This is a genomic window from Mesorhizobium sp. WSM4840, assembly GCF_055811755.1.
On sequence record NZ_JBVVQD010000006.1, the window covers coordinates 154691 to 180351 of the forward strand.

At 63.1% G+C, this 25661-nt stretch carries 22 protein-coding genes and 1 pseudogene; 12 read left to right on the plus strand and 11 right to left on the minus strand.

Features of this window, described 5'->3' with window-relative positions; genetic code table 11:
- Positions 1-24: 24 nt before the first annotated feature.
- Positions 25-1215 carry an ectoine hydrolase DoeA gene (gene doeA, locus AC0L3I_RS11135; protein WP_473526917.1) on the plus strand — a complete coding sequence of 397 codons (1191 nt, stop codon included), beginning with the start codon at positions 25-27 and terminating at the stop codon, positions 1213-1215.
- Positions 1216-1220: 5 nt separating this feature from the next.
- Positions 1221-2222 carry a N(2)-acetyl-L-2,4-diaminobutanoate deacetylase DoeB gene (doeB, locus tag AC0L3I_RS11140; RefSeq protein WP_473527001.1) on the plus strand — a complete coding sequence of 334 codons (1002 nt, stop codon included), beginning with the start codon at positions 1221-1223 and terminating at the stop codon, positions 2220-2222.
- 236 nt (positions 2223-2458) lie between these two features.
- On the opposite strand, the gene AC0L3I_RS11145 is transcribed toward doeB, so the two are convergent.
- The 3 genes from AC0L3I_RS11145 to cueR form a co-directional block, all read right to left on the minus strand.
- On the minus strand, positions 2459-3133 hold the full coding sequence (locus AC0L3I_RS11145; RefSeq protein WP_473526918.1) for a phytochelatin synthase family protein: 675 nt from the start codon (positions 3131-3133) through the stop codon (positions 2459-2461).
- A gap of 109 nt (positions 3134-3242) precedes the next feature.
- A complete protein-coding gene (locus AC0L3I_RS11150; RefSeq protein ID WP_244602786.1) occupies positions 3243-3791 on the minus strand; it encodes a cytochrome c in 549 nt (182 codons plus the stop codon).
- Positions 3788-4186: a Cu(I)-responsive transcriptional regulator gene (gene cueR / locus AC0L3I_RS11155; RefSeq protein ID WP_123148164.1), complete on the minus strand. Its 399-nt coding sequence runs from the start codon at positions 4184-4186 to the stop codon at positions 3788-3790. Before cueR ends, AC0L3I_RS11150 begins: the two co-directional genes overlap by 4 nt.
- A 653-nt stretch (positions 4187-4839) precedes the next feature.
- Here cueR and AC0L3I_RS11160 point away from each other — a divergent pair.
- The 3 genes from AC0L3I_RS11160 to AC0L3I_RS11170 are packed head-to-tail and all read left to right on the plus strand — an operon-like array spanning position 4840 to position 7846.
- Positions 4840-5907: a type III polyketide synthase gene (locus tag AC0L3I_RS11160; RefSeq protein ID WP_473526919.1), complete on the plus strand. Its 1068-nt coding sequence runs from the start codon at positions 4840-4842 to the stop codon at positions 5905-5907.
- Complete coding sequence (locus tag AC0L3I_RS11165; RefSeq protein WP_473526920.1) at positions 5904-6617, plus strand: methyltransferase domain-containing protein; 714 nt, start codon at positions 5904-5906, stop codon at positions 6615-6617. The genes AC0L3I_RS11160 and AC0L3I_RS11165 overlap by 4 nt, the downstream gene beginning before the upstream one ends.
- Positions 6614-7846 carry an NAD(P)/FAD-dependent oxidoreductase gene (locus AC0L3I_RS11170; RefSeq protein ID WP_473526921.1) on the plus strand — a complete coding sequence of 411 codons (1233 nt, stop codon included), beginning with the start codon at positions 6614-6616 and terminating at the stop codon, positions 7844-7846. The genes AC0L3I_RS11165 and AC0L3I_RS11170 overlap by 4 nt, the downstream gene beginning before the upstream one ends.
- Positions 7847-7909: 63 nt before the next feature.
- Here AC0L3I_RS11170 and AC0L3I_RS11175 read toward each other — a convergent pair whose 3' ends face one another.
- Both AC0L3I_RS11175 and AC0L3I_RS11180 read right to left on the minus strand, forming a co-directional pair.
- Complete coding sequence (locus AC0L3I_RS11175) at positions 7910-8209, minus strand: hypothetical protein (RefSeq protein WP_473526922.1); 300 nt, start codon at positions 8207-8209, stop codon at positions 7910-7912.
- Between the two features lie 529 nt (positions 8210-8738).
- Positions 8739-9002 (minus strand): hypothetical protein, encoded by a 264-nt coding sequence (locus AC0L3I_RS11180; protein WP_473526923.1) that lies wholly within the window; start codon positions 9000-9002, stop codon positions 8739-8741.
- Between the two features lie 288 nt (positions 9003-9290).
- Here AC0L3I_RS11180 and AC0L3I_RS11185 point away from each other — a divergent pair, with 288 nt between their 5' ends.
- The 4 genes and pseudogenes from AC0L3I_RS11185 (at position 9291) to AC0L3I_RS11200 (ending at position 14998) form a co-directional block, all read left to right on the plus strand.
- Positions 9291-10730, plus strand: a complete 1440-nt coding sequence (locus AC0L3I_RS11185; RefSeq protein ID WP_473526924.1) for an FAD-binding oxidoreductase — start codon at positions 9291-9293, stop codon at positions 10728-10730.
- A 449-nt stretch (positions 10731-11179) separates the two neighbouring features.
- Positions 11180-12670, plus strand: a complete 1491-nt coding sequence (locus tag AC0L3I_RS11190) for a DUF2778 domain-containing protein (RefSeq protein WP_473526925.1) — start codon at positions 11180-11182, stop codon at positions 12668-12670.
- 407 nt (positions 12671-13077) lie between these two features.
- A pseudogene (locus AC0L3I_RS11195) lies at positions 13078-13862 on the plus strand (ThuA domain-containing protein).
- 77 nt (positions 13863-13939) lie between these two features.
- Positions 13940-14998 (plus strand): Gfo/Idh/MocA family protein, encoded by a 1059-nt coding sequence (locus AC0L3I_RS11200; RefSeq protein WP_473526926.1) that lies wholly within the window; start codon positions 13940-13942, stop codon positions 14996-14998.
- 136 nt (positions 14999-15134) lie between these two features.
- Here the strand turns inward: AC0L3I_RS11200 and AC0L3I_RS11205 are convergent, their stop codons facing one another.
- Entirely contained in the window at positions 15135-16004 is an 870-nt protein-coding gene (locus AC0L3I_RS11205) for an alpha/beta fold hydrolase (protein WP_473527002.1), read from the minus strand.
- A gap of 2 nt (positions 16005-16006) precedes the next feature.
- Positions 16007-16609, minus strand: a complete 603-nt coding sequence (locus tag AC0L3I_RS11210) for a TetR/AcrR family transcriptional regulator (protein ID WP_473526927.1) — start codon at positions 16607-16609, stop codon at positions 16007-16009.
- A 124-nt stretch (positions 16610-16733) separates the two neighbouring features.
- Here AC0L3I_RS11210 and AC0L3I_RS11215 point away from each other — a divergent pair, with 124 nt between their 5' ends.
- Positions 16734-17735 carry an NADP-dependent oxidoreductase gene (locus AC0L3I_RS11215; RefSeq protein WP_473526928.1) on the plus strand — a complete coding sequence of 334 codons (1002 nt, stop codon included), beginning with the start codon at positions 16734-16736 and terminating at the stop codon, positions 17733-17735.
- A gap of 160 nt (positions 17736-17895) precedes the next feature.
- On the opposite strand, the gene AC0L3I_RS11220 is transcribed toward AC0L3I_RS11215, so the two are convergent.
- On the minus strand, positions 17896-18819 hold the full coding sequence (locus tag AC0L3I_RS11220) for a LysR family transcriptional regulator (protein WP_473526929.1): 924 nt from the start codon (positions 18817-18819) through the stop codon (positions 17896-17898).
- 94 nt (positions 18820-18913) lie between these two features.
- On the opposite strand from AC0L3I_RS11220, the gene AC0L3I_RS11225 reads away from it, so the two are divergent.
- Entirely contained in the window at positions 18914-19744 is an 831-nt protein-coding gene (locus AC0L3I_RS11225) for an NAD(P)H-dependent oxidoreductase (RefSeq protein ID WP_473526930.1), read from the plus strand.
- 50 nt (positions 19745-19794) lie between these two features.
- On the opposite strand, the gene AC0L3I_RS11230 is transcribed toward AC0L3I_RS11225, so the two are convergent.
- The 3 genes from AC0L3I_RS11230 to AC0L3I_RS11240 form a co-directional block, all read right to left on the minus strand.
- Positions 19795-20520: a 3-keto-5-aminohexanoate cleavage protein gene (locus AC0L3I_RS11230; RefSeq protein WP_473526931.1), complete on the minus strand. Its 726-nt coding sequence runs from the start codon at positions 20518-20520 to the stop codon at positions 19795-19797.
- A 276-nt stretch (positions 20521-20796) separates the two neighbouring features.
- On the minus strand, positions 20797-22152 hold the full coding sequence (locus tag AC0L3I_RS11235; protein WP_473526932.1) for a sigma-54-dependent transcriptional regulator: 1356 nt from the start codon (positions 22150-22152) through the stop codon (positions 20797-20799).
- A 14-nt stretch (positions 22153-22166) separates the two neighbouring features.
- Positions 22167-24026, minus strand: coding sequence for a sensor histidine kinase (locus AC0L3I_RS11240; RefSeq protein WP_473526933.1), 1860 nt, complete (start codon positions 24024-24026; stop codon positions 22167-22169).
- A 239-nt stretch (positions 24027-24265) separates the two neighbouring features.
- Between AC0L3I_RS11240 and AC0L3I_RS11245 the strand changes: the two genes are divergently transcribed.
- Positions 24266-25597, plus strand: coding sequence for a dicarboxylate/amino acid:cation symporter (locus AC0L3I_RS11245; protein WP_123148166.1), 1332 nt, complete (start codon positions 24266-24268; stop codon positions 25595-25597).
- Positions 25598-25661 lie beyond the last annotated feature (64 nt).

Consider the following 25661-nt stretch of genomic DNA (forward strand, 5'->3'; position numbering starts at 1 on the left):
GCCCAACAAACGAGGACCAAGAAAATGCAGCCTAATTTGAAATTCTCGCGCGGCGAATATGGGGAGCGCCTCGCCAAGACACGGAAGGCCATGGAGGCCAAGGGCGTCGATCTGCTTGTTGTCAGCGATCCGTCCAATATGGCCTGGCTGACCGGCTATGATGGCTGGTCGTTCTATGTGCACCAGGCTGTCATCGTGCCGCCGTCGGGCGAACCGGTGTGGTACGGGCGCGGCCAGGACGCCAACGGTGCCAAGCGCACCGCCTATCTCGCCCATGACAACATCGTCGGCTATGCCGACCACTATGTGCAGTCGACCGAACGCCACCCGATGGATTTTCTCGCGCAGGTGCTGGCCGATCGCGGCTGGGGCAAGCTCAGCATCGGTGTCGAGATGGACAATTACTGGTTCTCGGCCGCTGCCTTCGCGTCGCTGCAGAAGCATCTGCCCAACGCCCGCTTCGTCGACGCCACGGCACTCGTCAATTGGCAGCGCGCGGTGAAGAGCCGGACCGAGATCGACTATATGCGCAAGGCCGCCCGCATCGTGGAAGTGATGCACCAGCGCATCGTCGACAAGATCGAAGTCGGCATGCGCAAATGCGATCTGGTCGCCGAGATATATGATGCCGGCACGCGCGGCGTCGACGGGCCAGACGGAAAGATTGGGGGCGACTATCCGGCGATCGTACCGCTGCTGCCGTCGGGCGCCGATGCGTCGGCGCCGCATCTGACCTGGGACGACAGGCCGATGAAATCGGGCGAGGGCACCTTCTTCGAGATCGCCGGCTGCTATAACCGCTACCATTGTCCTCTTTCCCGGACTGTGTTCCTTGGTAAACCCACGCAGGAATTCCTCGATGCCGAAAAGGCGACGCTGGAAGGCATGGAGGGGGGATTGGCCGCGGCAAAGCCCGGCAATACATGCGAAGACATCGCCAATGCCTTCTTTGCGGTGCTGAAGAAATACGGCATCGTCAAGGACAACCGCACCGGTTATCCGATCGGGCTTTCCTATCCGCCGGACTGGGGCGAGCGCACGATGAGCCTGCGTCCCGGCGACCGCACCGAACTGAAGCCGGGGATGACCTTCCATTTCATGACCGGCCTGTGGCTGGAGACGATGGGGCTCGAGATCACCGAATCCATCCTGATCACCGAGACCGGGGTCGAGTGCCTGGCCAATGTGCCGCGCAAGCTGGTGGTGAAGAATTGAGCCCGATATCCAGCCTTCCCCCATCGCCGATCACGCCGACCGTCGATTTCGACCGCGACGGCGTGCAGCACGGTTTCCTGCGCCTGCCCTACAGCCGCGACGATTCGGCCTGGGGATCGGTGATGATCCCGATCTGCGTGATCCGTAACGGCGGCGGGCCGAGCGCGTTGCTCACCGGCGGCAATCATGGCGACGAATATGAGGGGCCGCTGGCGCTTTATGATCTCGCCCGCACGCTCGATCCGAAGCAAGTCAGCGGCACGGTGATTATCGTGCCGGCGATGAACTATCCGGCCTTCCGTGCCGGCACCCGCACCTCGCCGATCGACAAGGGCAATCTCAACCGCAGCTTTCCCGGCCGGCCCGACGGGACGGTGACCGAGAAGATCGCGGATTACTTCCAGCGGGAACTTTTGCCGCGCACCGACATCGCGCTCGACTTCCATTCCGGCGGCAAGACGCTCGACTTCGTGCCGTTCTGCGCCGCCCATATCCGGCCCGACAAGGTGCTGGAAGCGAAAGGCTTCGCCGCGGTCGAGGCGTTCTCGGCACCGTGGTCGATGAAGATGCTGGAGATCGATGCGGTCGGCATGTTCGACACTGCCGCCGAAGAGATGGGAAAGCTGTTCATAACCACCGAGCTTGGCGGCGGCGGCACCTCGCGCGCGGAAACGGTGCGGATCGCCCGTCGCGGCGTGCTCAATGTGCTGCGCCATGCCGGCATTGTCGCCGGTGCGGTCGAGATGCAGCCGACCCGCTGGCTGGACATGCCGTCGGGCGATTGCTTCTCATTCGCCGAGGACGACGGGATGATCGAGACGATGATCGATCTCGGTGAGCCGGTCGAAGAGGACCAGGTCCTGGCGCGCATCCACTCCATCGGCCGCACCGGTGCCGCACCTCAAGAGATCAGGGCAACAATGTCCGGCCTTCTGGCCGCACGCCATTTTCCCGGACTGGTCAATGCGGGTGACTGCACCGCCGTGGTCGCTGTGCTCGTCGATTGAAGGCAAGGCAATCGCTTCCGGGATACGTGCGAAATTCCTCAAGCGCGGCTTCTGCAATGCCGGCGACTTCGGCGTCGCTGGATAGCTACCGCCGGCGACTTCCTTGCGGAAGCCCGACAGCGCCTCGACCCGCGCATCCCTGACCGCCTTTTGCAGCACGCGAGATTGCCCCAGCGCTGGCGGCCGAGCTGAGGCACTACGCTCGTTGGCGGTCTGCGAAACTGCTTGCGACCGTGCTACTCGATAAGCAGTAAGCCGCGCTTTTTGTCGCCATCGCTGTCGATTGTGTTCATGGCTGAGAACAGGCGCTCACGCTCGATCAGCCAGGGCTTGTAGTCCTTGTTTACGTCGAGGACGAAGACCATGTCCTCGGCCTCCAGATACCCTCCGACCGGGGAAAAATGGCCGCTGCCGGCGCCGAAAATCTTCTCACGGGTGAAGTTGACGATGTAGCGGCGGCCGGGATCGTTGGCGCGCCTCATGTGCTCGCGAAACGCATCAGCGCTCAGATTCCGAAGCACGGAGACCTTCCGCTTGGTGTTCGTTCGAGCGACCTCGGCAAGCTCGTCCAGCGTGAGCCCGATGATGCAAAAGCCTGTCCAGCACTTTCCGGTTCCCGCGAGGACTTCGGCTTCGGTTGTCTCCTCTTCGCCGATGGAGCGGAATGTGTTTGCAACGCTTGCCGGGCCGCACCTTGATCCGTTTGATTGCCATGTGACATCGGCATTGAAAGTGACAGCCACGGGGAGATTCCAGGCACTGTCAATCAATTCGGGGGTGCGGGTAACCGACGACTGGATTGCACCTTGCGAGACTCTGGACTGACCAGCAATCAAAATTGCGCTGCCGCCCAGCAGGCCGACGGCGATCACACTGCCGACAATCACACCGAAAGCGAGACTGCGCTTCATTGCTGAAACCTCGGAGCAGGCATAGGACAATGAAGAAAAGGCGCCGCAACGTCAATCAAGCCGCATCCGGCCGGTCAGCCATCCGGTGATCTCGCGGATCGGTCGGCGATCACAGGACCTTCTGCCGAAACTTCGAATGACAGCTTGAGCAATCCTGCAGGATAAGATGCAGGAGGTGCTCGGCGGGAGCCTTGGCAGGATCGGCTTCCGCCGCTGCCGGCCGCTTGCCCAGCAAGCTGCCGCCGCCCATCGCCGGGCCGGAATCCATCCTCATGTCGTCGGTGATGCTGGCGGGCGCCCGCTCGGCCTTGGCGGCCAGCGTGCTGGCCAGCGTCCCGATGTGACGGGCCAGCGCCTCGAATTCCGAACGGGCCTGGTCGATTTCCAACCTGGCGCCCGAAGGCGCACCCAATGTCGCGCTGGGAAATTCCGCAATGAGGGCAGGGCCGGTGCGGGCACGTAACGTCCCGGCCGCCGCCTTGAACGCCGCAGCGTCATAGGCCAGCTTGCCATCGAACATCCCGGCGATCGTCTTTGCGGCAGCGGCCATCTCCTTCATCGAGGACTGGCGCGTCGCGACGATTGGGTCAGGTCCGGCCGCGGCCACCACCGCGGAGGCGCAGGCAAGCGACAGCATCACCACGGCGGTCCACTTCACTGAACCATGCCCTCTCCCGCCAATTCGTCGATGATCGGGCAGTCCGGCCTCTCGTCGCCATGACAGTGCTCGACCAAATGATGAAGCAGGCCACGCAATCCCACGAGTTCGGCGAGCTTCCTGTCGATCTCCCGCAACTTGGCTTCTGCGATAGATTTGACGTCGGCGCTCTCGCGGTCCTTGTCTTGATAGAGCGACAGCAACTGGCGGCATTCGTCGACCGAAAAACCCAGGCTGCGCGAGCGCTGCAGAAACCGGAGGCGGTGGATGTCGGCTACCGAATAGTCACGATACCCATTGTCTGTCCGCGCCGGGCGCAAAAGCCCAATGTCCTCGTAGTAACGTATCGTCTTGGACGGCAGGCCGGATTTCTCGGATGCGATGCCAATGTTCAATGAAGAAAATCTCCGTTTGCATGGAAAATAGACCTTCCATCTGCTGGAAGGTCAACCGCTGTGGTGATTTTCACGCGCCACAGCCCCTCACAGCCGGGAAAGGGCTCGAGCGGTAAATTGGGACCATGCGGAACGACGCAAAAGTCGAGCGGATGCGGACATCACCCGCTCAAGGCAGGAACCGCGGCGTCAGATGAGAGCGCTGGGTCTTGGAGGGTATTCAAGCCGGCAATTGTTCTTAGCATCGGGGAAGCCCGCGCTTCTGGAGGAGCGCGGGCCGACCGGGGCACGGGCCCCGATCCAGCAGCCAATATCCGGGAGATATTCGCTGTCATCCTACAACTGTTAGTATGCGCTAATGTTCCATCGATCAGCAAAAAGACCGCGCCAGTGAGGGCTGGACGCAATGGCGTCTCGGCCCGAGGCGCGGGCTCTTCGGTGGACGCCTCGGTGATGGATCCTATGTTCCTAGTGCCGGCGAACCGAAGCATAGCCTGGCAAACAGCACATGCTGGACCTCGGGATGAAATCAGTTCTCTGAAACGTTCATCGAACAACACTCAAAACCTGATGTCCACATCTGGTGCCGATGACCAAACAACCTCCGGCGGTGGCCCCAAAGTATACCGTGCACAACGCCGAGGAGACAGAATATGCCGGCCAAAGCGTATATCAACCGGATCGCGACAACGGTGCCGGAGCACGAGGTTCATCAATTCTATCTGCGTTTCGCGGCCTCCATGCTTGCGGCCGATCGCCGAAGAATTTTCAAACGCATGGCTGACCTTGCCGGCATCGAGCACCGCTATTCCTGCTTTGCACCTGCCGGCGACCCCGAAGGACCATCAGCAGACCTGGCCGGGAGGTTCATCCGGGGCGCCTTTCCTGGAACGGCCGAGAGAATGGCAATGTTCGGAGATGCCGCACCTGTTCTGGCGAAAAAAGGCGTCGACGGATTAGAGCTTGGTGGCGGCGTTTCCCGCATCACCCATCTTATCGTTACCACCTGCACCGGTTTTTCAGCGCCGGGCATCGACCTGGAGCTGGTTGCGCGATGCGGCCTGCCGGAAAGGGTCGAACGCACGATGATCGGGTTCATGGGCTGCTATGCGGCGATCAACGGCCTCAAGCTTGCCCGCCACATCGTCCGCTCCGACCCGCAGGCCAGAGTCCTGCTGGTCAATATCGAACTTTGCACGATGCATCTGCGGGAAACCAGCGAACTGGAAAAACTGTTGTCGTTCTGCCTCTGGGGCGATGGCTGTGCGGCTGCGCTCGTCACCGCCGAGCCGCACGGCATCGAGCTCGAAAGCTTTTACTGTATCGTGGCGGACGAGCGGCGGGACCTGATGAGCTGGAGCATTCGCGACCACGGTTTCGAAATGGTTCTTTCCGGCCAGGTCCCGGCAGCGATCCATGAAGCGTTGCGGAGCAACCAGGACGCCATCCTCGGCGACCAGCCGACCGAGGCGATCGACCTCTGGGCCGTGCACCCGGGTGGACGTTCGGTCCTCGACGCCGTCGAACGAGCCCTGAAACTCGCGCCCGCCGCGCTGGAGCCATCGCGCGAGGTGTTGCGCCGATATGGAAACATGTCGTCCGCGACCGTCATGTTCGTGATGAGAGAGATGTTGAAGGCGCCACCAGGCCTGCTCGGCTGCGGCATGTCGTTCGGACCCGGGCTGACAGCCGAAACCATGCTTTTCCGAACGGTGTCATGAGCGGCCTGGAGCACCGTCAGCTTGAGCCGGAAATCCTCGACGGGCTTGCGGGCGACGATCCGCGAGCGCTTGCCGCGCGCCGCGACCTCCGTCGGATCAACGCGCTGATGTTTCAGGCAAAGATCATGGCGTCGCTGCTCAGGAATTTTGTGCCAAGGCCGCCACGCCGGATTCTGGAGATCGGCGCCGGCGATGGCTCCTTCATGCTGGCGGTAGCGCGACGCATGGCCGGGCATTGGCCTGGGGTCGAACTGGTAATGCTCGACCGCGTCGACCTCATCACCGCGCAGTTGCGTGGTGATTTTGACAGGCTGGGATGGACGATCGAAGGCGTCACCGCCGATGTCTTCGACTGGGCGAGAAAGAATGAGGGCACACGGTTCGACGCGATCACCGTCAATCTGTTTCTGCACCATTTCGATGATGCCAAGCTCGTGCGCCTGTTTTCGCTGATGGCGCCGAAGACCCCGCTGCTCGTGGCGACAGAGCCGTTGCGGACGAAACTGGCGTTGGCCGCGACGCGTCTTCTGCCGGCAATCGGCGCCAATGACGTGACACGAAACGACGCGGCTCAAAGCGTGCGCGCCGGTTTTCGCGGCAGCGAGCTTTCCGGTCTCTGGCTTGCGGCAAAAGGCAAACCGGTCGAGGAACGGCGCGCCGGCCTTTTTTCCCACATTTTCGTCGGCGCCTGCACCGGTGATGACCTATGACGCGGACCCATGACGCGATCATCATAGGCGCCGGCCCGGCGGGCACATCCGTCGCGCTCACGCTGGCCCGGCGCGGATGGGCCGTGGCTATTGTGGAAAAGAGCGTGTTCCCGCGCCGCAAGGTCTGCGGCGAATATATATCGGCAAGCAATCTTGCGCTCCTGGACCAGTTGGAGATCGGCGAAACCTGGCGTGCCAATGCCGGCCCCGAAATCCGCCGTGTCGGCTTCTTTTCCGGCGAAGCTACTGTCGAGGCGCCCATGCCTCCTGCAAAAAATGGGCCCCGTGCAAAAGATCGGCCCGCTGAAAACGATGGCTTCGGCCGGGCGCTCGGCCGGGATATTCTCGACTGTCTGCTCTTGCAGGCGGCGCGATCGGCGGGCGTCGAGATCTTTCAGCCTTGCCGCGCCGTCGCCATCGACCGGGATGGCGAGATGCAAATGGTGCGAATTCAAGGCGGAAACGAAACGACGATGTTACGTGCGCCGGTGATTGTCGCCGCACACGGCTCCTGGGAACCAGGACCGCTGCCCAGCCAGCTCGGGAAGACCAACCGCCCTTCGGACCTGCTCGGCTTCAAGGCGCATTTCATCGGGTCGTCCCTGGCGCCTGATTTGATGCCCCTGCTGGTATTCCCCGGCGGTTATGGTGGCATGGTTTCGGCAGATCATGGCCGACTGTCGATCTCGTGCTGCATTCGGCGCGATATGCTCGCACGGTTGCGCAAACAACCTGGGCCCAACCAGCAGACCCATTTGTCGGCCGCCGATGCGGTCTCCCGTCATCTGATGGAATCGTGCCGGGGTGTCAGGGATGCCCTGGAGTCAGCTCACGCCGACGGTGCATGGCTTGCCGCAGGTCCGATCCGGCCGGGAATTCGCTCCTGCTACGAACGGGATATCTTCCGCGTCGGCAATGCAGCCGGAGAGTCTCATCCTGTCATCGCAGAGGGCATCTCGATGGCGCTTCAGTCCGGCTGGCTGCTGGCTTCGGAACTCGCATCCGCGCAAAGCGGCAGCGCAGGGCGGCAGGCTGCCGGCAGACGCTATGAGGCGGCCTGGAAAACACTGTTTTCGACGCGGGTCTACGCCGCTGCAGCGATTGCCGGCATTGCCCTTCGCCCCGGTAACGCCACCTTGATGGCGGCAATTGTCCGGAATTTTCCGCAGGCACTGACATTGGGCGCGCAACTAAGCGGCAAGACAAAGCCGATACCCGGCTTTGTCTAACACGTGGTGCGGCGCGTCATGCGTAAACCAAGGTACTAGCGACCTCAACAAGCGCTGGCTTTGTCACTTGGGGCAATTCTCCATTTCCGAAGTTGCAGTGCCACTGGCGGCGTTTGCATCCGCGTCGACCCCTGCCGTTTCCTTACACCGGTCACCAATGCCGTCGGAGCCTGTGGTTGTTGAACCGGTTACGTTTGGATCGGCAGGAGTTGCATTATCGGTGCTGGGAGCCATGGTGCCAGTGCCTGTCCCGGTGGCCACTCCCGGATCGTTGGTGCCGGATTCGGTACCGTTTGATTGCGCCATCGCCGAAGTGGCCAGGGCGATGCTGACTACCGTTGCAGAAAGAATTTTCTTCATCATGGTGAGTCTCCATTGGAGTTGCGTCGCTGGTTGCGAGTAACTATCCACCGAGCGTTTTTCGGCGTTGTTCCGCCAGACAGAAATCGTGATTGACGGGTTGGGCCGATGGCAATCCAAGCAGCAATGCTGGCGAAACCGCAAACGGGCGCCATCTTTTTTGGTTTTGATGGAACAAGATCCGCCGGCCACGATTGGAAGCACAGTCGTTCTACTCCAGCGACTATGAAAGCCGTTCGGACGGCATTCGGACAAAGACCCCGCGCTTCTCCTCCCCGCGGGGTCTTTTCTGTTGCTGCAGATTGCGCCGTTCGCTGCCGCCCCGCCTCCAGCGCCAACTCGAACGCTGCCGACTAGCCACAGCCATCACGCCTTTTGTCGTCCCAGGGCGGAGCAGGAGCAAAGCGATGTCGCGGGGACCCTGGGAGGGAGGGGGCGTTGGCGCTGAAAGGGACTGTGGACATTCGCTGCCGATCGGCCCCGACCCTGTCAAAATCACCGTGTCGAGATATTAGCCGCTATTGAATGCTGTTCACGGCTCGTCGATATCTTGCTTCGGGGGGTTGCGCGAGATGGCGCGTTCCTCTTCGTCGTCCGGCAGCGCCTCGTCGCTTTCCTGGTACGGATTGTCGTCGTCTTCCTCGGGCAGTTCAGCCTCCTTCTCGATGTCGTAACGGATGTCGCCGTTTCCCGGCACGCTGTCTGGTAGAATTTTACTGCCTTTGATCGCGTCCCAATCCTGCTGTTCGATGGTCGGGCCTTCGGACGGATCGTCGGGTTTTCTGCGCGGTGCCATCAGAGCTCTCCTCTGCATTGGTTGCTCATACGCCTAACTCCGTGGACCGCTGCGTAGTTCCTCGATCGAACCGGCGGAGACCGCCTTACGGCGATCCAGCACCCATCTCGGCTTGGCCCGCCGGCGGGGCTTTTTACCCAGCCCCTAGTCTCAATGAGAGCTAACCAGTAGGCGGGTTGCGCAATATCGCTCAGCAAGCGACTAGGAACTTGCGCGTCTTCTAACATAAGGGCACACTTCGAAACGGGTGGAGGGAAAAACGGCTCAAAAACAATCGGGAGGAAAGCCATGGATAGCATGAGCCTCACCACGCTTGATCGCGGCAAGACGACGGTCGATGCCGCGGCCCTGGACGCGCTTTCGGCACAATTGCGCGGCACTGTGCTGAGGGAGGGCGACGCCGCTTATGACGACGCACGCAGCATCTGGAATGCCATGATCGACCGGCGGCCCGGGCTGATCGTGCGCTGCGCCGGCGCCGCCGACGTTATCGCCGCCGTCAATTTTGCCAGGGAAAACAGGCTGCTCGTCGCGGTTCGCGGCGGTGGCCACAACATCGCCGGCAGCGCTGTCTGCGATGGCGGCCTGATGATCGATCTGTCGCCGATGAGATCGGTGCGGGTCGATCCGGCGACGCGGCGGGCATGGGTGGAACCTGGTGCGACGCTCGCCGATGTCGACGCGGAAACACAGGCCTTCGGATTGGCGGTGCCGATCGGCATCAACTCGACCACCGGCATTTCAGGCCTGACGCTGGGCGGCGGCTTCGGCTGGATCACGCGGAAATTCGGCCTGACCATCGACAATCTTCTCTGCGCCGATGTGGTTACCGCCGACGGCAAGCTGCTGCGCGCCAGCCAGACCGAAAATCCGGACCTGTTCTGGGCGCTGCGCGGTGGCGGCGGCAATTTCGGCGTCGTCACGGCTTTCGAGTTCAAGCTCCACCAAGTCGGTCCGCAGGTGCTGTCGGGGCTTGTCGTTCATCCCTTCGCCGATGCCGAAAACGTGTTGGGGGAATACCGAGCTGCGCTCGAAGCAGCGCCCAATGAGCTGACCTGCTGGGTGGTCATGCGGCAGGCGCCGCCGCTGCCGTTCCTGCCGGCCGAATGGCATGGCAAGGAGGTATTGGTTCTGGCCATGTGCTATTGCGGCGGCCTTCAGGAGGGCGAGAAAGCGACGCAAAGGCTTCGCGCCATCGGCACACCGATTGCCGATGTGGTCGGCCCTAACCCGTTCACCGGCTGGGAGCAGGCATTCGATCCGTTGCTGACGCCCGGGGCCCGCAACTACTGGAAGAGTCATGACTTCACCGAGCTTTCCGACAGCGCGATCGAGGTCGTCACGGCCGCGATACCCCGGCTTCCGGGGCCGGAATGCGAGATATTCTTCGCTCATATCGGCGGTGCCGCGGGCCGCGTGACAGCGGATGCAACGGCGTTTCCGCAACGCAGCGCGCATTTCGTCATGAATGTTCACGCCCGCTGGCGCGAACCGGAAATGGACCGCGCCTGCATCGACTGGGCGCGCGGTGTTTACGAGGCGGCCAGGCCCTATGCCGCCGGCACGGCCTATGTGAACTTCATGCCCGAGGACGAGGTCGACCGGGTCGAAGCAGCCTATGGCGGCAACTATCGGCGGCTTCTGGAAATCAAGCAGCGTTATGACCCGCTGAACCTGTTCCGCATGAATCAGAATTTGCGCCCGGCGGAAAGCCTGCGCGCCGCATAGGCGTGCGCACGCAATGGCCCGCGCCTCCGACGGAGGACGCGGGCCAAGGCGGCGCCGGCAGCGCAGCCTGCGCGCACGATCATGGGGATGCGAACGCTTTTATCCTTCAGCTGGCGCCAGCCCAGGCAAGGTCTAATCCTTTCGGTTTCTTGACTCGGCCTACAAAAACGGGCAGCAAAGCCTGACAAGGAGGGCATTTCCGCCATTTTCATTGTCGTGGAGGGAGCTTTTTTGAAATCGACCGTCGCCCAATCGGCGATCGGTAGAGGGATTGGTTAACCAAGTTTGTCCATCTTTTGAATCAATCGGCAACAGACGCGAAGCGTGCTGGGGGCACTAGGCGACTGTGATTGTGACGGCTGCGAGCCCCGCATGCCGCGAGGCCGATTGAGGTTGGTTGTATGGTGTTTGTGCGTTTGAAAAACCGGGGTGACAATCCTGATTCTCGATTGACTTTGACGAGGCCCGGCCTGCGCTGGGCCGCGATTCCCATTGTTGGCGTGGCGATCGCTCTGTGGTCGGTGGCGACCGTGGCCGGCCTCCGTTCGATGGGAACCTCGCTCACCGCCGCCTCCAACAGTCTTCCGCCAAGCCTGCTCGCGCCGCGCACCATCGCGCTCGCCAATCCCCAGCGCACGCTTCCCAATTCATCGACCAATTCGTGGGCGCCGCCACTGGCAAGCCGGCAGCGTCAGGCGTCGCTGCTCAGCCGATGTGATGCCGGTTGCGCGCAGGCCGCCGCTAGCTTCGTGCATGAAGGCAAAGCGGCGCGTCTCAAGCCGTTAGCGCGGCCGGATACTGTGCAGCTTGTCGACGAAATCTCATCGCAATCGCGCTTCGACAGCGTGGTGGCGAAAGCGGCGCTGTCGCCGCAAAAGCTTGCTGCTGCCTTTGCCCGCGCCTCCGGCGGGGCCGCGCCGTTTGCGGTCGCCAGTCTGCCAACGGCAGCGCGCTTTGCGGAGCCGGTGCCTGATCAGCACGGTGCCGCGTCCGTGCGCTTCGGGCCCGAGGTTGCGGAAATCGAACGATCCTCCCGTCTGGCACTGGCGCTAGCGAGTGCATTGCCGGAACAGATGATCGATGTGCTGCCGCAAGTGACGACGGCTGACCCTGCTGCGTCGCAAGAGGGCGAGGTGCAGATGGCCTCGCTGCCGCCGCAGGACGCAATGCCCGACAGCGTTCCCTTGCCGACCTTCCGCCCGCAGGCGGAAATCGATCAGTCAGACGAGGCGCCCGGGGTCGACGCACCCAAGGTCGACGCACCCAAGGCCAAAGCGCCCAAGGTCCAGGCATCGAAGGCCGCCAAGGCCCAATCTCAGCCATCCAAAGCCAACAAGGTGCAGACCGCCGACGCTCCGGAGGTCGATACGCCCCGGGCGCCGACGTTGTCACCGAGGAGCTCGTCGTCCGTGGCCGTGCCAAGCATGCAGGGCAGCCCTGGCATGCAAAGCAGCCCGGGCAAGCCGGCCAAGCGGTCGAAAGCCGCAGACATGCTGGCCTATGCCAAGCCCGACAGCCCGGCGGGCGGCGGGGCCTTCCGCAACCTGTTCAGCAGGCCCGGCGTGGGCAGCGGCGTCGCCGTCTACGACATCTCGGCGAAAACCGTCTATATGCCGGACGGCTCACGGCTCGAGGCGCATTCGGGACGGGGCTCGATGGCCGACCAGCCGCGCTATGCCAACCGGAAGAATGCCGGCCCGACGCCGCCCCACACCTACGATTTGAGGCTGCGCGAATCGCGCTTCCATGGGGTGGAGGCCCTGCGCCTCACTCCTATCGACGGCAAAAACAAATATGGCCGCGACGGCTTTCTTGCCCACACCTACCTGCTGCGCGGCGGCCGCGCGGAATCGAGCGGCTGCGTCGCCTTCAAAGACTACGCCCGCTTCCTCGCCGCCTTCAAGAAGGGCAAGATCAAGCGTCTCGTCGTGCGCGGCTGATCAAGCCGCTGATGCAGGTCGCGTCGGCAGGGCGAGGCCCTGACCATCTGCGGCGGTGTAGAAACAAGGCGTTCTGTAGCGATCCTTCGCGCCCCCTCTGTCCTGCCCTCTTTGCCAAACTTGGCATCTCCCCCACAAGGGGGGAGATCGGCAGTTTCCACGCCCGCTCATTCCTACAACGTTGGCGATTTGCGAAGCCGACGTGACGTCCAATCTCCTCCAAGTGGGGGAGATGCCAAGCGGTGGCAAAGGGCGCAGGACAGAGGGGGGCGCTGTCCCGCCGGGATCGCCGGATTTCCACCCAATTGTCAGCAACCGACCTCGAAAGCGTTTTCATTCGCGGCCAGGGATACTATGACTGACCGGTAACCGGGGCAGCGGCGGCTTCAACCAATCAAGAGGATGTCATGACTGTACGCGCTGTCGTTTGGGGCGAGAATATCCATGAGAGGACCAATGAGGTGGTCGCGGGGATCTACCCCGAGGGCATGCACGCCACGATTGCCAACGCCCTGAAGCTCGACCCCGAAATTTCCGTATCGTGGGCGACCCTTGAGCAGCCGGAGCATGGCCTGCCGGCCGACCGTTTGGCGCAAACCGATGTGCTCGTGTGGTGGGGACACAAGGACCATGGCGCCGTCGCCGACGAAGTCGTCGAGCGCGTGGCGCGCCGCGTTTGGGAAGGCATGGGGCTGATCGTCCTTCATTCCGGCCATTTCTCGAAGATCTTCAAGACGCTGATGGGCACGCCCTGCACGCTGAAATGGCGCGAGGCGGGCGAGCGCGAGCGGCTCTGGGTGACGAGCCCCAACCACCCGATCGCTGCCGGGATCGGCGAGTATTTCGAGCTTGAGAACGAGGAGATGTATGGCGAGCAGTTCGCCGTGCCGGAGCCGCTGGAAACGGTGTTCATCTCCTGGTTCCAGGGCGGCGAAGTGTTCCGGTCGGGGCTGACCTATCGCCGCGGCGCCGGCAACATCTTCTATTTCAGGCCAGGTCACGAGACCTATCCGACCTATCACGACGCGAATGTCCAAAAGGTGCTGCGCAATGCGGTGAAATGGGCGCACAACCCGCAGGGCTCGCATCCAGCCATCCTCGATGCGCCGAACGTGCCGGTGCAAAGGCGCTCGAGCTGATCGTCGAGCGCGGCGGAAAACTCCATGCCGAGGGCGAAGCCGGTTTTCGCTAGGCGCCTATTCCGAACCTTCGGTTCGGAAAATCCACGCTCAAACAAGAAGATAAAGCCTCATCCTAAGGATAAGAATCATGCGTCTCCTGATACTCGGCACCGGCTGGATGGCGGAAGAGCACGCCAGGCAGTTCAGCAAGATCGAGGGCGTCGAACTGATCGGCGCCGTCGACCTCGACAAGAAGCGCGTCGACGAGTTCTCGGACAGGTTCGCTATCCCCAACCGGTTCGCGTCTCTGGAAGACGCGCTCGCATGGGACAAGTTCGACGCGGTGGCGAACGTGACGCCGGATCGCATCCACCATCCGACCACCATGATGCTGATCGCGGCGGGCAAGCCGGTACTGTGCGAAAAACCGCTGGCCGAAAATTACCAGAGGGCCAGTGAAATGGCCGATGCCGCCGAGCAAGCCGGTATCATCAACATGGTCAACCTGACCTATCGCAACGTCGCCCCGCTGCAGAAGGCGCGCGCCATGGTGCTGGCCGGCGAGATCGGCCAGATCAGGCATGTCGAGGCATCCTATCTGCAGAGCTGGCTGGTTTCCAAATTCTGGGGCGACTGGCGCACCGATCCGAAATGGCTCTGGCGGCTGTCGCGCGGCCACGGCTCCAATGGCGTGCTGGGCGATGTCGGCATCCACATCCTCGATTTTGCCAGCTATGGCGCGGCGCTCGACGTCGACCATGTGTTCTGCCGCCTCAGGTCGTTCGACAAGGCGCCCGGCAACCGGATCGGCGAGTACGAGCTCGACGCCAACGACAGCTTCACCATGGCGCTGGATTTCAGCAACGGCGCCTTCGGCGTCGTCCATGCCAGCCGCTGGGCAACCGGTCATCTCAACGAATTGCGGCTGCGCATCTATGGCGACAAGGGCGGCATCGAGGTCGTGCACAATCTGAAAAACTCGGAGCTGAAAGCGTGCATGGGCGAGGACATCGAGAACGCTAAATGGCAGGTTCTCGATGCCGGAACGGTGCCGACCAACTACCAGCGCTTTGTCGATGCGGTGCGCACGGGCGTTCCGCCTGAGCCGTCGTTCCGCCACGCGGCTGAATTGCAGAAGGTGCTCGACCTCGCCGTCGTCTCCGACGAGAAGCGGGCAGAGCTCAGGGCCCATGCGGATACACAATAAGCTTGGGTTCCTCGCCCCGGCGAGGCGGGGGTGAGGAACCCAGGTCCTGCGGAGTCATCGTCCGCTACAGACCTTCAACCTTGCGTTGCAGACGACAGCTAGTCGTCACCCGATGGATCGGACCAAGCGGCCGGCGCTAGGCCTCAAGGAAGTCCAGGGCCTTTTCCACGAAGGCGCCGTGATACTGGAAAATGGCCGTATGCCCGCCGTCCTCGTACAGGACCAGCTCGGCATTGGGAAAGCGCCGTGCCATGTCGACGGAATTGCTGGTGGGCACCATTCTGTCGTGATCGCCATTCACCACGAGGACCGGATGCCGGATACGCGACAGGTCGGCAGGGCGCTCAAGGCCAAAGGCACGGACCGCCTTGAGCTGCTGGTTGAAGGCGCCGAGCGCGATGGGCTTGTCGCGGTCATTGGTCCGTTCCTTCAATCGCTGCAGAAACTCGCGCGCCGCCTTCTTGCCGTTGGGGCTTTGGGTGAAGAAGAGGTAGTTCTTTGGGTCCTTGATGGTCAGCGCAGCGCGGATCATGTCGAAGATGGTGACGAACGTCACCCTGTCGATGCCAGTACCCCCGGCTGGGCCGGTTCCCGCGAGGATGATCTTGCGAACCAGATCAGGCTCCAGCTGAACGATCGCCTGGGCGATGAAGCCGCCAAGAGATAGGCCGAGCAGATCGACCTGCTCGAAACCGAGGGCCCGGACGAAGGCGATCGCGTCGCGGGCCATCGCCTCCACCGTATTGGGAGTGGAGCCGCCTGATGCGCCAACCCCACGGTTATCGAAGGTGATAACTCGCCGTTTTGCGGCAATACCATCGACGACCCGGGGATCCCAATTGTCGAGAACCGCGCTCAGATGGGTAAGAAAGATCACCGGTACCCCGGTTGTGGGCCCGAGTTCCCGGTAGGCGAATTTCGTACCGCCGACGTCGACCGTTTTCGTCGGCACGTCCCTGTGTTTGACGATCGCGGCAGGTCGCGATAGTCGCGATAGCTGATGCACGTTCATGATGGTTTCCTTTCTTCTGGCTTGCCGTACTCGTGGGGCTGGAGCAACGCCTTCGCCGCTACCGCGCCAGCCTCAAGAATGCGATCGGACAGTTCGGTTCCGTTCACCGCGCGGGACAGCTCAAGCGTGCCGATCAGGGTCGCAAAGATGCCGAACGCGACACTTTCGGGGTCGCGGGCGTCGGGCGTCAATTCGGCCGCCACCGGGCGTACGAGCTTGAGCAGGTGTTCGGCGTAGACCTGGCGCGTCTCTGCCGGCTCACGCGCAATTTCGGGCAACAGCGCGGCTGAAGCGCAACCTTTGCCTGGATTGTCTCGGTGTTCCGTCGACAGATACGCGTCGATGGCCAGTGACGCGCCGCCAGCGGCCAACAGTTCCTGGATCTGGGTCGCCTGAACCTCCAGGGCGGCCGCCAAACTCTCACGCACAAGCGCCGCCTTGGACGGAAAATGGGGATAGAAAGCTCCATTGGTCAGTCCCGCCTCGCCCATGATGCCTGCGAGACCTGATGCAGCGATGCCGTCGGAGCGAAACCGGTCGGTCGCCACATCCATGATCCGCTGCCGCGATGCTTCCTTCCTGCCCTTCTCGTAGCGCATGTTTTTCTCCTTCAATCAGCTATTGCATTACGATCATATTATCATTAAGTGATCGTAATGCAATAGCGCGGCGCATCGGAGATGTCGATCGGGCGCCGGGTCTCCTCAATTTGGGAAAGCTACAATGAAGGCCTTCATCGTCGATCGATACGCAAAGAATGCTCCCCTGCGGCTTGGAGAAGTTCCGGAGCCGGAAGTAGGGGAGAATGACGTGCTGGTGCAGATCCATGCCGCCAGTCTCAATCTGCTGGACTCAAAGATCAGGGACGGAGAATTCAAACTCATCCTGCCCTATCGCCCGCCCTTCGTTGCAGGCCATGACGTGGCTGGAACGGTCATTCGCGTCGGCTCGAAGGTCCGACAGTTCAAACCGGGCGACGAGGTCTACGCGCGACCGCGCGACGGTCGAGTCGGGACTTTCGCTGAATACATCGCCATAAATGATGCGGACGTGGCCCTGAAGCCGAAGAACCTCAGTATGGAAGAGGCTGCGTCCATTCCCCTGGTGGGGCTGACCGCCTGGCAGGCGCTGATTGAAAGAGCGAAGCTGAAGAAAGGACAGAAGGTCTTCGTTCAGGCTGGTTCCGGCGGAGTGGGAACATTCGCCATTCAGTTGGCAAAGCACCTCGGCGCGACGGTCGCCACGACAACGAGCGCGTCCAACATGGATATGGTCAGGAATCTGGGCGCCGATGTCATCATCGACTACAAGAAGGATGACTTCGAGAAAGTCCTCTCGGGCTACGACGTCGTCCTGAACAGCCAGGACAACAAGACCCTCGAAAAGTCCCTGCGTGTGTTGAAATCAGGCGGCGTCGCCGTTTCGATCTCCGGTCCGCCCGATCCGGAGTTTGCCGGGGAGAAGGCTCTGAGCATGGTGCTGAACTTGGTCATGCGCTTTTTGAGCGCCGGCATCAGGAGGCGGGCCAAACGCGCAGGTGTCCGATATTCGTTCCTGTTCATGACGGCCAATGGGGAGCAGTTGACCAAAATCACGTCTCTCATCGAAACGGGCGTCATCCGCCCGGTTATAGATCGCGTCTTCCCGCTTGAGCAGACCAATGAGGCCTTGGCCTACATCGAGCAGGGCCGCGCCAAGGGCAAGGTTGTCATCAAGATCAAATAGCGTCGCAATGCTTCAGGCGACTATCCACCATCTCGGCCATCGGCGCAGCAACTGGGTGAGTTGGAGCTCTAACGCCGCAGGATCTTGCTCAGGAAGGCGCGGCTGTGGTCGGTCTGGGGTTGGACTTTGCCGGTGCCGTGGCCGACCGAGGGCACGCCGACTAGTGCGGCTTTTCGATCCCCGGAATGCCGCCGATCCGCTCGGCAAGAAAATCGACCAGCAGCCGAACCCGGGCAATGCCCGCGCGCTCCGGGACAATCAGCATGCTCAGCGGTATGGGAGGCGGGGTGTAGTCTGGCAGGATCACTTCCAGCCGACCGGCGGCGAGGAGATCGTCGACAAGCCAGTGATGGGCAGGTGCGATACCGCGCCCGGCGACGAGGGCTTCCCGCGCGGCGAGCCCATGGTCGACCCGAAATCGCCCGTTAAAGGGTACCGCATGGCGTTCGCCGCCCGGCCCCTGCAGGGCGAGCCTGTCGCTTCCTGCGATGTTCGACATCCGGATGCCTTCATGGCCAGGCAGGTCCTGCGGGACAGCCGGTCTGCCCCGCGCCGCCAGATAGGCTGGTGCTGCCACCAGCAAACGCCGGGACTGGCCGAGCGCCCGCAGTTTCATCGAGCTGTCGGTGAGCGGACCGAGGCGAAGCGCGATGTCGACGCCCTCCCGCACGAGGTTGATGCGCTCGTCGGTGAGGCTGAGATCGATCCCGATGTCAGGATAGCGGTCCTGAAAGGCGAAGATCAGCCGGCTGACGTGCAAGACCCCGAGCGCTGCCGTGCAGGATATCCGGATCGTGCCGGCCGACGCGCCGCGGGTGCCTCGCGCTTCATCGCCGGCCTGCTCAACGAGGCGCAGGATCTGGACGGCGTCGGCATAGTAACGGCTGCCTTCATCGGTCATCGTGACACGCCGGGTGGTCCTGCTGAGCAAGGGCACCCCGACGGCGTCTTCGAGCTCGCGCAGATGCCGTGTGACCGTCGACTGCCCAACTCCGAGTTCGCGCGCCACCGCCGACAGGCTGCCGCGCTCGGCGACGCGAACGAAGGTGCGCATGCGCTCGAGGGTCACATCAGATCTATCCATTATTCGGCATAATCATATGCATTGCCTAGGTATAGCGGATCATTCCGGGGCTGGCTACCTTCAGCGTTCATCGTCCTTCTTTCGGAGTTGACCCATGAAAGTCCTGCTTGTTTTTGCTCATCCTGAACCGCGTTCGCTCAACGGCGCACTGCGTGACGTCGCCATCAGGGAACTCGAGGCCGAGGGCCACGAGGTGCTGATATCGGACCTCTATGCCGATGGCTGGAAATCCGAGGTGGACCGTGCCGACTTTCCGTCGTGGCCGCCCGAAGAACGCTTCCTGCCGGCTGGGGCATCCAAAAAAGCTCTTGCGACCAACACTCTGACCGGCGACGTTAAAGCGGAAATCGACAAGCTGTTGTGGGCCGACACGCTGATCCTCCAGTTCCCGCTGTGGTGGTACGCCATGCCGGCGATCCTCAAGGGTTGGGTCGATCGGGTGTACGCCTACGGCTTCGCCTATGGCGTCGGCGAGCACAGCGACAAGCGGTGGGGTGACCGCTTTGGTGAGGGAACGCTCGCCGGCAAGCGCGCGATGCTGATCGTCACCACCGGCGGCTGGGAGGAGCATTACTCCGCCCGAGGCGTCAACGGCCCGATCGACGACCTGCTGTTTCCGATCAATCACGGGATCCTCTATTATCCGGGCTACGACGTGCTGCCGCCGTTCGTGGTCTATAGAGTGGATCGTTTCGGGGAGGCCGATTTCGAGCCTGTCGCGGAGCGGCTGCGCGAAAGGATGCGGACGCTCGAGACAATCCGGCCGATTCCCTATCGGCAGCAGAATGGCGGGGACTACCACATCCCGAGCATGCAGCTCCGCCCCGAACTGGGCGATCCGGGCGCAACGGGCTTCGCGCTTCACGAGGATCGCGCAATCGCCAAGTCGGCGACGCCGCGTTCGACTTTGCGGGACGTGGCCTGACGCAGCATCCCGAAAAGATCGGGCAAGGCGCCCGAAACCTACGGGATGAATCAGCGACCGGCCCGGAAGATCGCGACGGCAGCAGCCGTCAGTGCGGCATTGCCTGATGCCGTAGTGCCGTCCGGAAGCGCCTTGCCGTCTTCCAGCCCGACGCGCGTCGACCAGCGCCGCTCCGCCGCCCGGTGCACGAACGGCCAGACCGTGGCGTCGGCACCGTGCAGCAGGATGGCGCGGCGCATCCCGGCGTGGTCGAGCACCGCCGCGATACCGGCGTAGACTTCCCACGCAGCGTCCAGTTCCTGCTCGGAGATCTCGATCAGGATGCGCAGCACCTGGCTGCCACGGTCGAGGCGGACCAGGCGCTCGGCATCGGTGACGGAGGCGAGCCCGGCCTCGATGCCTATGCCGCGCTGCCGCAGGCGCTCCATGACCTCGGGCGCGGCCTTCTCGCTCAGATTGACCGAGGCATAGTCGGGCAGCTCGGTCCAGCCGGTGATCGCGGCAAGCGTCCGCTCGTCGTCGTTCTCGATCCAGGCGCCGGTGGAGATACCGATCAGCGTTCCAGGGCAGGCGCGGCGAAGCGCAAGGATGGTACGGTCCATCGCCGCCGGCGCGAGGCTTTCGCGGCCGTCGAGCCCGCGTGCATGGACATGCAGCTCGGCCGCGCCAGCGGCCACGCTGGCCGCGCCGTCACGCGCCATGGCTTCAGGATCAAGCGGCAGCTGCGGATGGAAATCGGCGCTGCGCGCGCCATTGATGCAGGTCTGGACAATCATGGGTCAGCCCGGTTGAATTCTGGCAAGTCTAGCGCATGATCGCAGACACAGGAATCGGGTTCGTGCCGGGCGGCCGCTTCTTGGTGGCGAAGAGTCGCCGATGTTGGCGCTGCCCCTCATCCCCCTGCCGGGACCTTCTCCCCGTATAGTGACGGGGAGAAGGGGGGCGGGCCGCAACCTCAGCGCTCTTTCTGCTACGCTGATGATTGGCGAAATCTTCGGTGAAGGCGTCCTTCTCCCGGCAGGCAGATGAGGGGCAGCGCCGGCCGTCGACCCTTACCTCGAAAACTCGCTGCGCACGATGCCGTGGCGCTGGAGCTTGTCGTAGAAGGTCTTGCGCGGAATCCCCAGCGCTTCGATCGTGCGCCTGACGTCGCCCTCGTTGCGGCCAAGCGTCTCGCGGATGATGTCGGCCTCGTAGCGCTCCAGCCGCTCCGGCAGCTTCATGGCGGCATCCGGCTGGGTTGGGGCAGGGGATGGCGCTCCGGCACCCTCCTCCAATCCAAGCACAAACCGCTCGGCGAAATGCGCGAGTTCGCGCACATTGCCCGGCCAGTCATGCTCCCTGAGATGGCGGTGCACCGCGGCCGGCACCGCCGGCACCGGACGCCTGAAGCGGGCGGCGGCGCGCTCGGCGAAATAGAAGAACAGCAGGGCGACGTCGTCGCGGCGCTCGCGCAGCGGCGGAATGGAAATCGTCACCACGTTGAGCCGGTAGTAGAGGTCCTCGCGGAACGTGCCGCGCTGGTGCGGGTCGCCGAGATCGACCTTGGCGGCCGCAACGACGCGCAGGTCGACGGGCCGCATTTCGTTGGTGCCGAGCGGCGTGACCTCGCGCATCTCCAGCACGCGCAGCATCTGCACCTGTGTCGAGACCGGCATGCTTTCGATCTCGTCGAGGAACAGCGTGCCGCCGCTGGCATGTTCGATGCGGCCGATCCGCTTCTTCTGCGCGCCGGTGAAGGCGCCCGCCTCATGGCCGAACAATTCGCTCTCGATGACCGTCTCCGGCAGCGTGCCGCAATTCAGCGCAACGAAATTGCCCCTGGCGCGGCGGCTCCAGCGATGCAGAAGGCTGGCCACCACCTCCTTGCCGGAACCGGTTTCGCCGGTCACCAGCACGTCGACATCGGTGTCGGCGATCTGGCGCAGCGTCCGGCGCAGCCTTTCCATCGCCGGCGTCTGGCCGATCAGTGGCAGGCCGTCCTGCGCCTCTCCGGCCGCTTCGCGCAAGGCGCGGTTTTCCATCACCAGGCGGCGCTTTTCCGCGGCGCGGTGCACGCTCTGCACCAGCCGATCGGCGGCGAAGGGCTTTGTGATGAAGTCGTAGGCGCCGTCCTTGATCGCCTTGACCGCCATGGCGATGTCGCCATGCCCGGTGACGAGGATGACCGGAACGTCCGGGTCCAGCCGCAGGACGCGGTCGAAAAGCAGCAGGCCGTCGATCTCAGGCATGCGGATATCCGACACCACCACGCCGGCAAAACCGGCGTCGAGCGTCGCCAGCGCCTCGGCCGCCACCGAAAAAGCCGATACCGAGAAGCCGGCAAGCTCCAGCGTCTGCGCAGTGGCCTTCAGGAGATCGCTGTCGTCATCGATCAGGATGACTGGCGCGGCGTCATCGTTCGTCATTTCTGCTTTGGCCATTACGCTGCTTTTGCAAGATGGATGGTGAAGCGGGTGCCGCTGTCGTCGCTCGAAACCTCGATGCGGCCGCCGTAATCGGCGACGATGTCCTTCGAGATGACGAGACCAAGGCCGAGGCCTTTTTCCTTCGATGTGTTGAACGGCGTGAACAGCGATTTAAGGATAGCAGGCGGAATGCCCGAGCCGTTGTCGGACACGCCGACCGTGACCCCATCCGTCGTGTCTTCGACCGAGACCTGCACCCTGGCATCGTCGCGGCCGTCCAGCGCTTCCAGCGCGTTCTGGAAGAGGTTGATCAGCACCTGTTCGAGCCGGACCCGGTTGCCCATGACCTTGAGGCTCGGCGGCGGCAGGTCGATGGCCAGTGCTTCGAGCCGGCCGGCAAAGCGGCTTCTCAGCAGCACGACGGCGCCTTCGATGACGCCGCGCAGTTCCACAGGCTCGGCGGCGGTGCGGCCCTTGCGGGCAAAGGCCTTCAACTCCTCGGTGATGGTGCCGATGCGTTCGGTCAGTGCTGCGATGGCACCGAGGTTTTCCTCGACCGGCGAGGTCTGCTTCCTGTCGAGGAAGACGCGGGCGTTGTCGGCATAGGCGCGTATGGTGGCGACCGGCTGGTTGATCTCATGGGCGACGCCGGCGGCGACCTGGCCGAGGATGGCGAGGCGGTTGGCCTGGACCAGATCCTGCTGCACCACCTGCAGCTTGGCTTCGGTGCTGCGGTGGTCTGATATCTCGGCCTGCAGCCGGTCACGGGCGCGGCTCAGATCCTCGGTCCGTTCGACGACGCGGCGTTCGAGCTCGGTGCGCGCCGCCTGTTCGGCGGCGATCCGCATTTGTCCTGACTGCCGACGCCACAACAGATACGCAGCAAGGCCGAGCAACGGAACAACGACGCCGAGCGCAAGGAGCCGCATTTCACGGGCCGCGGCGGCGATCGGCGCCTCGGCCGGGACGAGATAGTCGAGCCGCCAGGGGGTCGAAGGGATCAGGGTTGAAAGCCTGAGATATTCCGCATCGCTGCCGCCGGGCGTCACGGCATGGACGATCGACATGTCCGGGCTAAGTGCCTGCGGGCGCGTGATCGGCAACGGCATCAGCAGTGCATCGCCGAACTGCTGGCTGTCCTGGATGGCGGCAAGATCAGGCCCGGCAAGTCGCGCCGTCGTCATGAAGCGCCAGGACGGCACGCTGGTGATCAGGACGACGCCATGCTCGTCGCTGACATAGGCCGGGCGGTTCGCCTCGCGCCAGTCGGCCTCGAGCTGATCGAACTCCGCCTTGACGACGACGACGCCGAGCGGTGCGGCAGCGTCGCCGACGCGGCGCGAGATGTAGAGGCCGGGGCGTTTGCTGACATTGCCGAGCGCGAAATATTCGGCGGTTCCCGATTGCATCGCCGCGGAGAAATAATCGCGGAACCGGTAGTCGTTGCCGACGAAACTGATCGGGTCGCGCCAGTTGCTGGAGGCGATCGCCAGCCCGTCGGTGCCGATGACATAGAGCACCGAAGCTTTGGTGCCGGAGACCAGCCCTTCGAGCTTGCGGTTCAGCACATCGGTTGCAGCACCACTTTTCTGCGCCAGCGCGTCGCGCACCTGCTGGTCTTCCGACAGCAGCAGGGGCAGGGCGCGCGGGCTTTCCAGCACAGCGCGCAGCAATGCGACCTTCAGGTTGGCATCGGTGCGAGCTTGCGCCGCCAAGGCCCTGACCTCGGTGGTGCGGCCATAGAGGCCGGCGCTGTAAAGTGCGACCGTGGCGATCGCAAGGGCGATGGCCGCAAACAGCAGCCAGGCATGGCGCGCTCGCCTGCCGAGTTGCTCGGGCGTCGACGACAAGGCAGCGGAGGGGCGTTGAAGCATCGCCTATTTGTGCATGATTTCGCACAAATCACAATTCGGCTATGCGAATATCCGCACTTTCTGTGTGCGAAGCGACCTCGTGAGTTCTGGAATACTCAATAAAATCAAATTGATAGTCTCTTTTCCGCGCACTTGGCACGGCAGTTGCAGACACGACTTCGGCGGTCGCGAGGCTGCTGGGGGTCAACGCAATTGCTCCGGGAGGTCGAGCTTTCGATCGGAGCACAATGGAGGACGTCATGCAGACAGTATTCGCTGCCGCCGAGCCGCGCGGCAAACTTCCTTTCTACCGGCATCTCTATGTGCAGGTGCTGGCGGCGATCGCCGCCGGCGTGCTTCTCGGCCACTTCTATCCCGAAACCGGTGAGGCGATGAAGCCGTTCGGCGACGCCTTCATCAAGCTGGTGAAGATGGTGATCGCGCCGGTGATCTTCCTCACGGTGGCGACCGGCATCGCCGGCGTTTCCGACCTGCAGAAGGTGGGCCGCGTCGCCGGCAAGGCGATGATCTATTTCCTGGTGTTCTCGACGCTGGCGCTGGTCGTCGGTCTCGTCGTCTCCAATGTCGTCCAGCCCGGCGCCGGCATGCACATCAATCCGGCTACGCTCGACGCCACAAAAGTGGCGACGTATGCCGAAAAGGCGCACGACACCAGCATCGTCGGCTTCCTGATGAACATCATCCCCGACACGATCACCGGCGCTTTTGCGAAGGGCGACATCCTGCAAGTGCTGTTCTTTTCGGTGCTGTTCGGGCTCGCTCTTGCGCTGGTTGGCGACCGCGGCCGCCCGGTCGTCGATTTCCTGCAGGCACTGACCACGCCGATCTTCCGCCTCGTCGCCATCCTGATGAAGGCCGCGCCCATCGGCGCCTTCGGCGCCATGGCCTTCACCATCGGCAAATACGGCATCGGCTCGATCGCCAACCTCGCCATGCTGATCGGCACATTCTACCTGACCGCGCTGCTGTTCGTGCTGGTGGTGCTCGGCGCGGTCGCCCGCTACAACGGCTTCTCGATCCTGGCGCTGATCCGCTACATCAAGGAAGAGCTGCTGCTGGTGCTCGGCACCTCGTCCTCGGAAGCGGCACTGCCGGGCCTGATGGCCAAGATGGAGCGCGCGGGCTGCAACCGCTCGGTGGTCGGCCTGGTCGTCCCGACCGGCTATTCCTTCAACCTCGACGGCACCAACATCTACATGACGCTGGCCGCGCTGTTCATCGCGCAGGCGACAGACACGCCGCTCACCTTCGGCGACCAGATCCTGCTACTCGCCGTCGCCATGCTGAGCTCCAAGGGTGCCGCCGGCATCACCGGTGCCGGCTTCATCACGCTTGCCGCGACGCTTTCGGTAGTTCCCACCGTGCCTCTCGCCGGCATGGCGCTGATCCTCGGCGTCGACCGCTTCATGTCGGAGTGCCGGGCACTGACCAACTTCGTCGGCAATGCGGTGGCGACCGTGGTCGTGGCGCGCTGGGAAGGGGAACTCGACCAGACCAAGTTTGCCGCCGCGATGGCCGGCGACTTGCCGGAGGAAGCCGATCTGTCGTTGCCGGGGCTGCAGGCAGCCTGACGTTCAGGCTGCACGGTCATATACCGAAGCCCGGCTGCCGCCGGCTTCGGTATAGCCGCCGCCA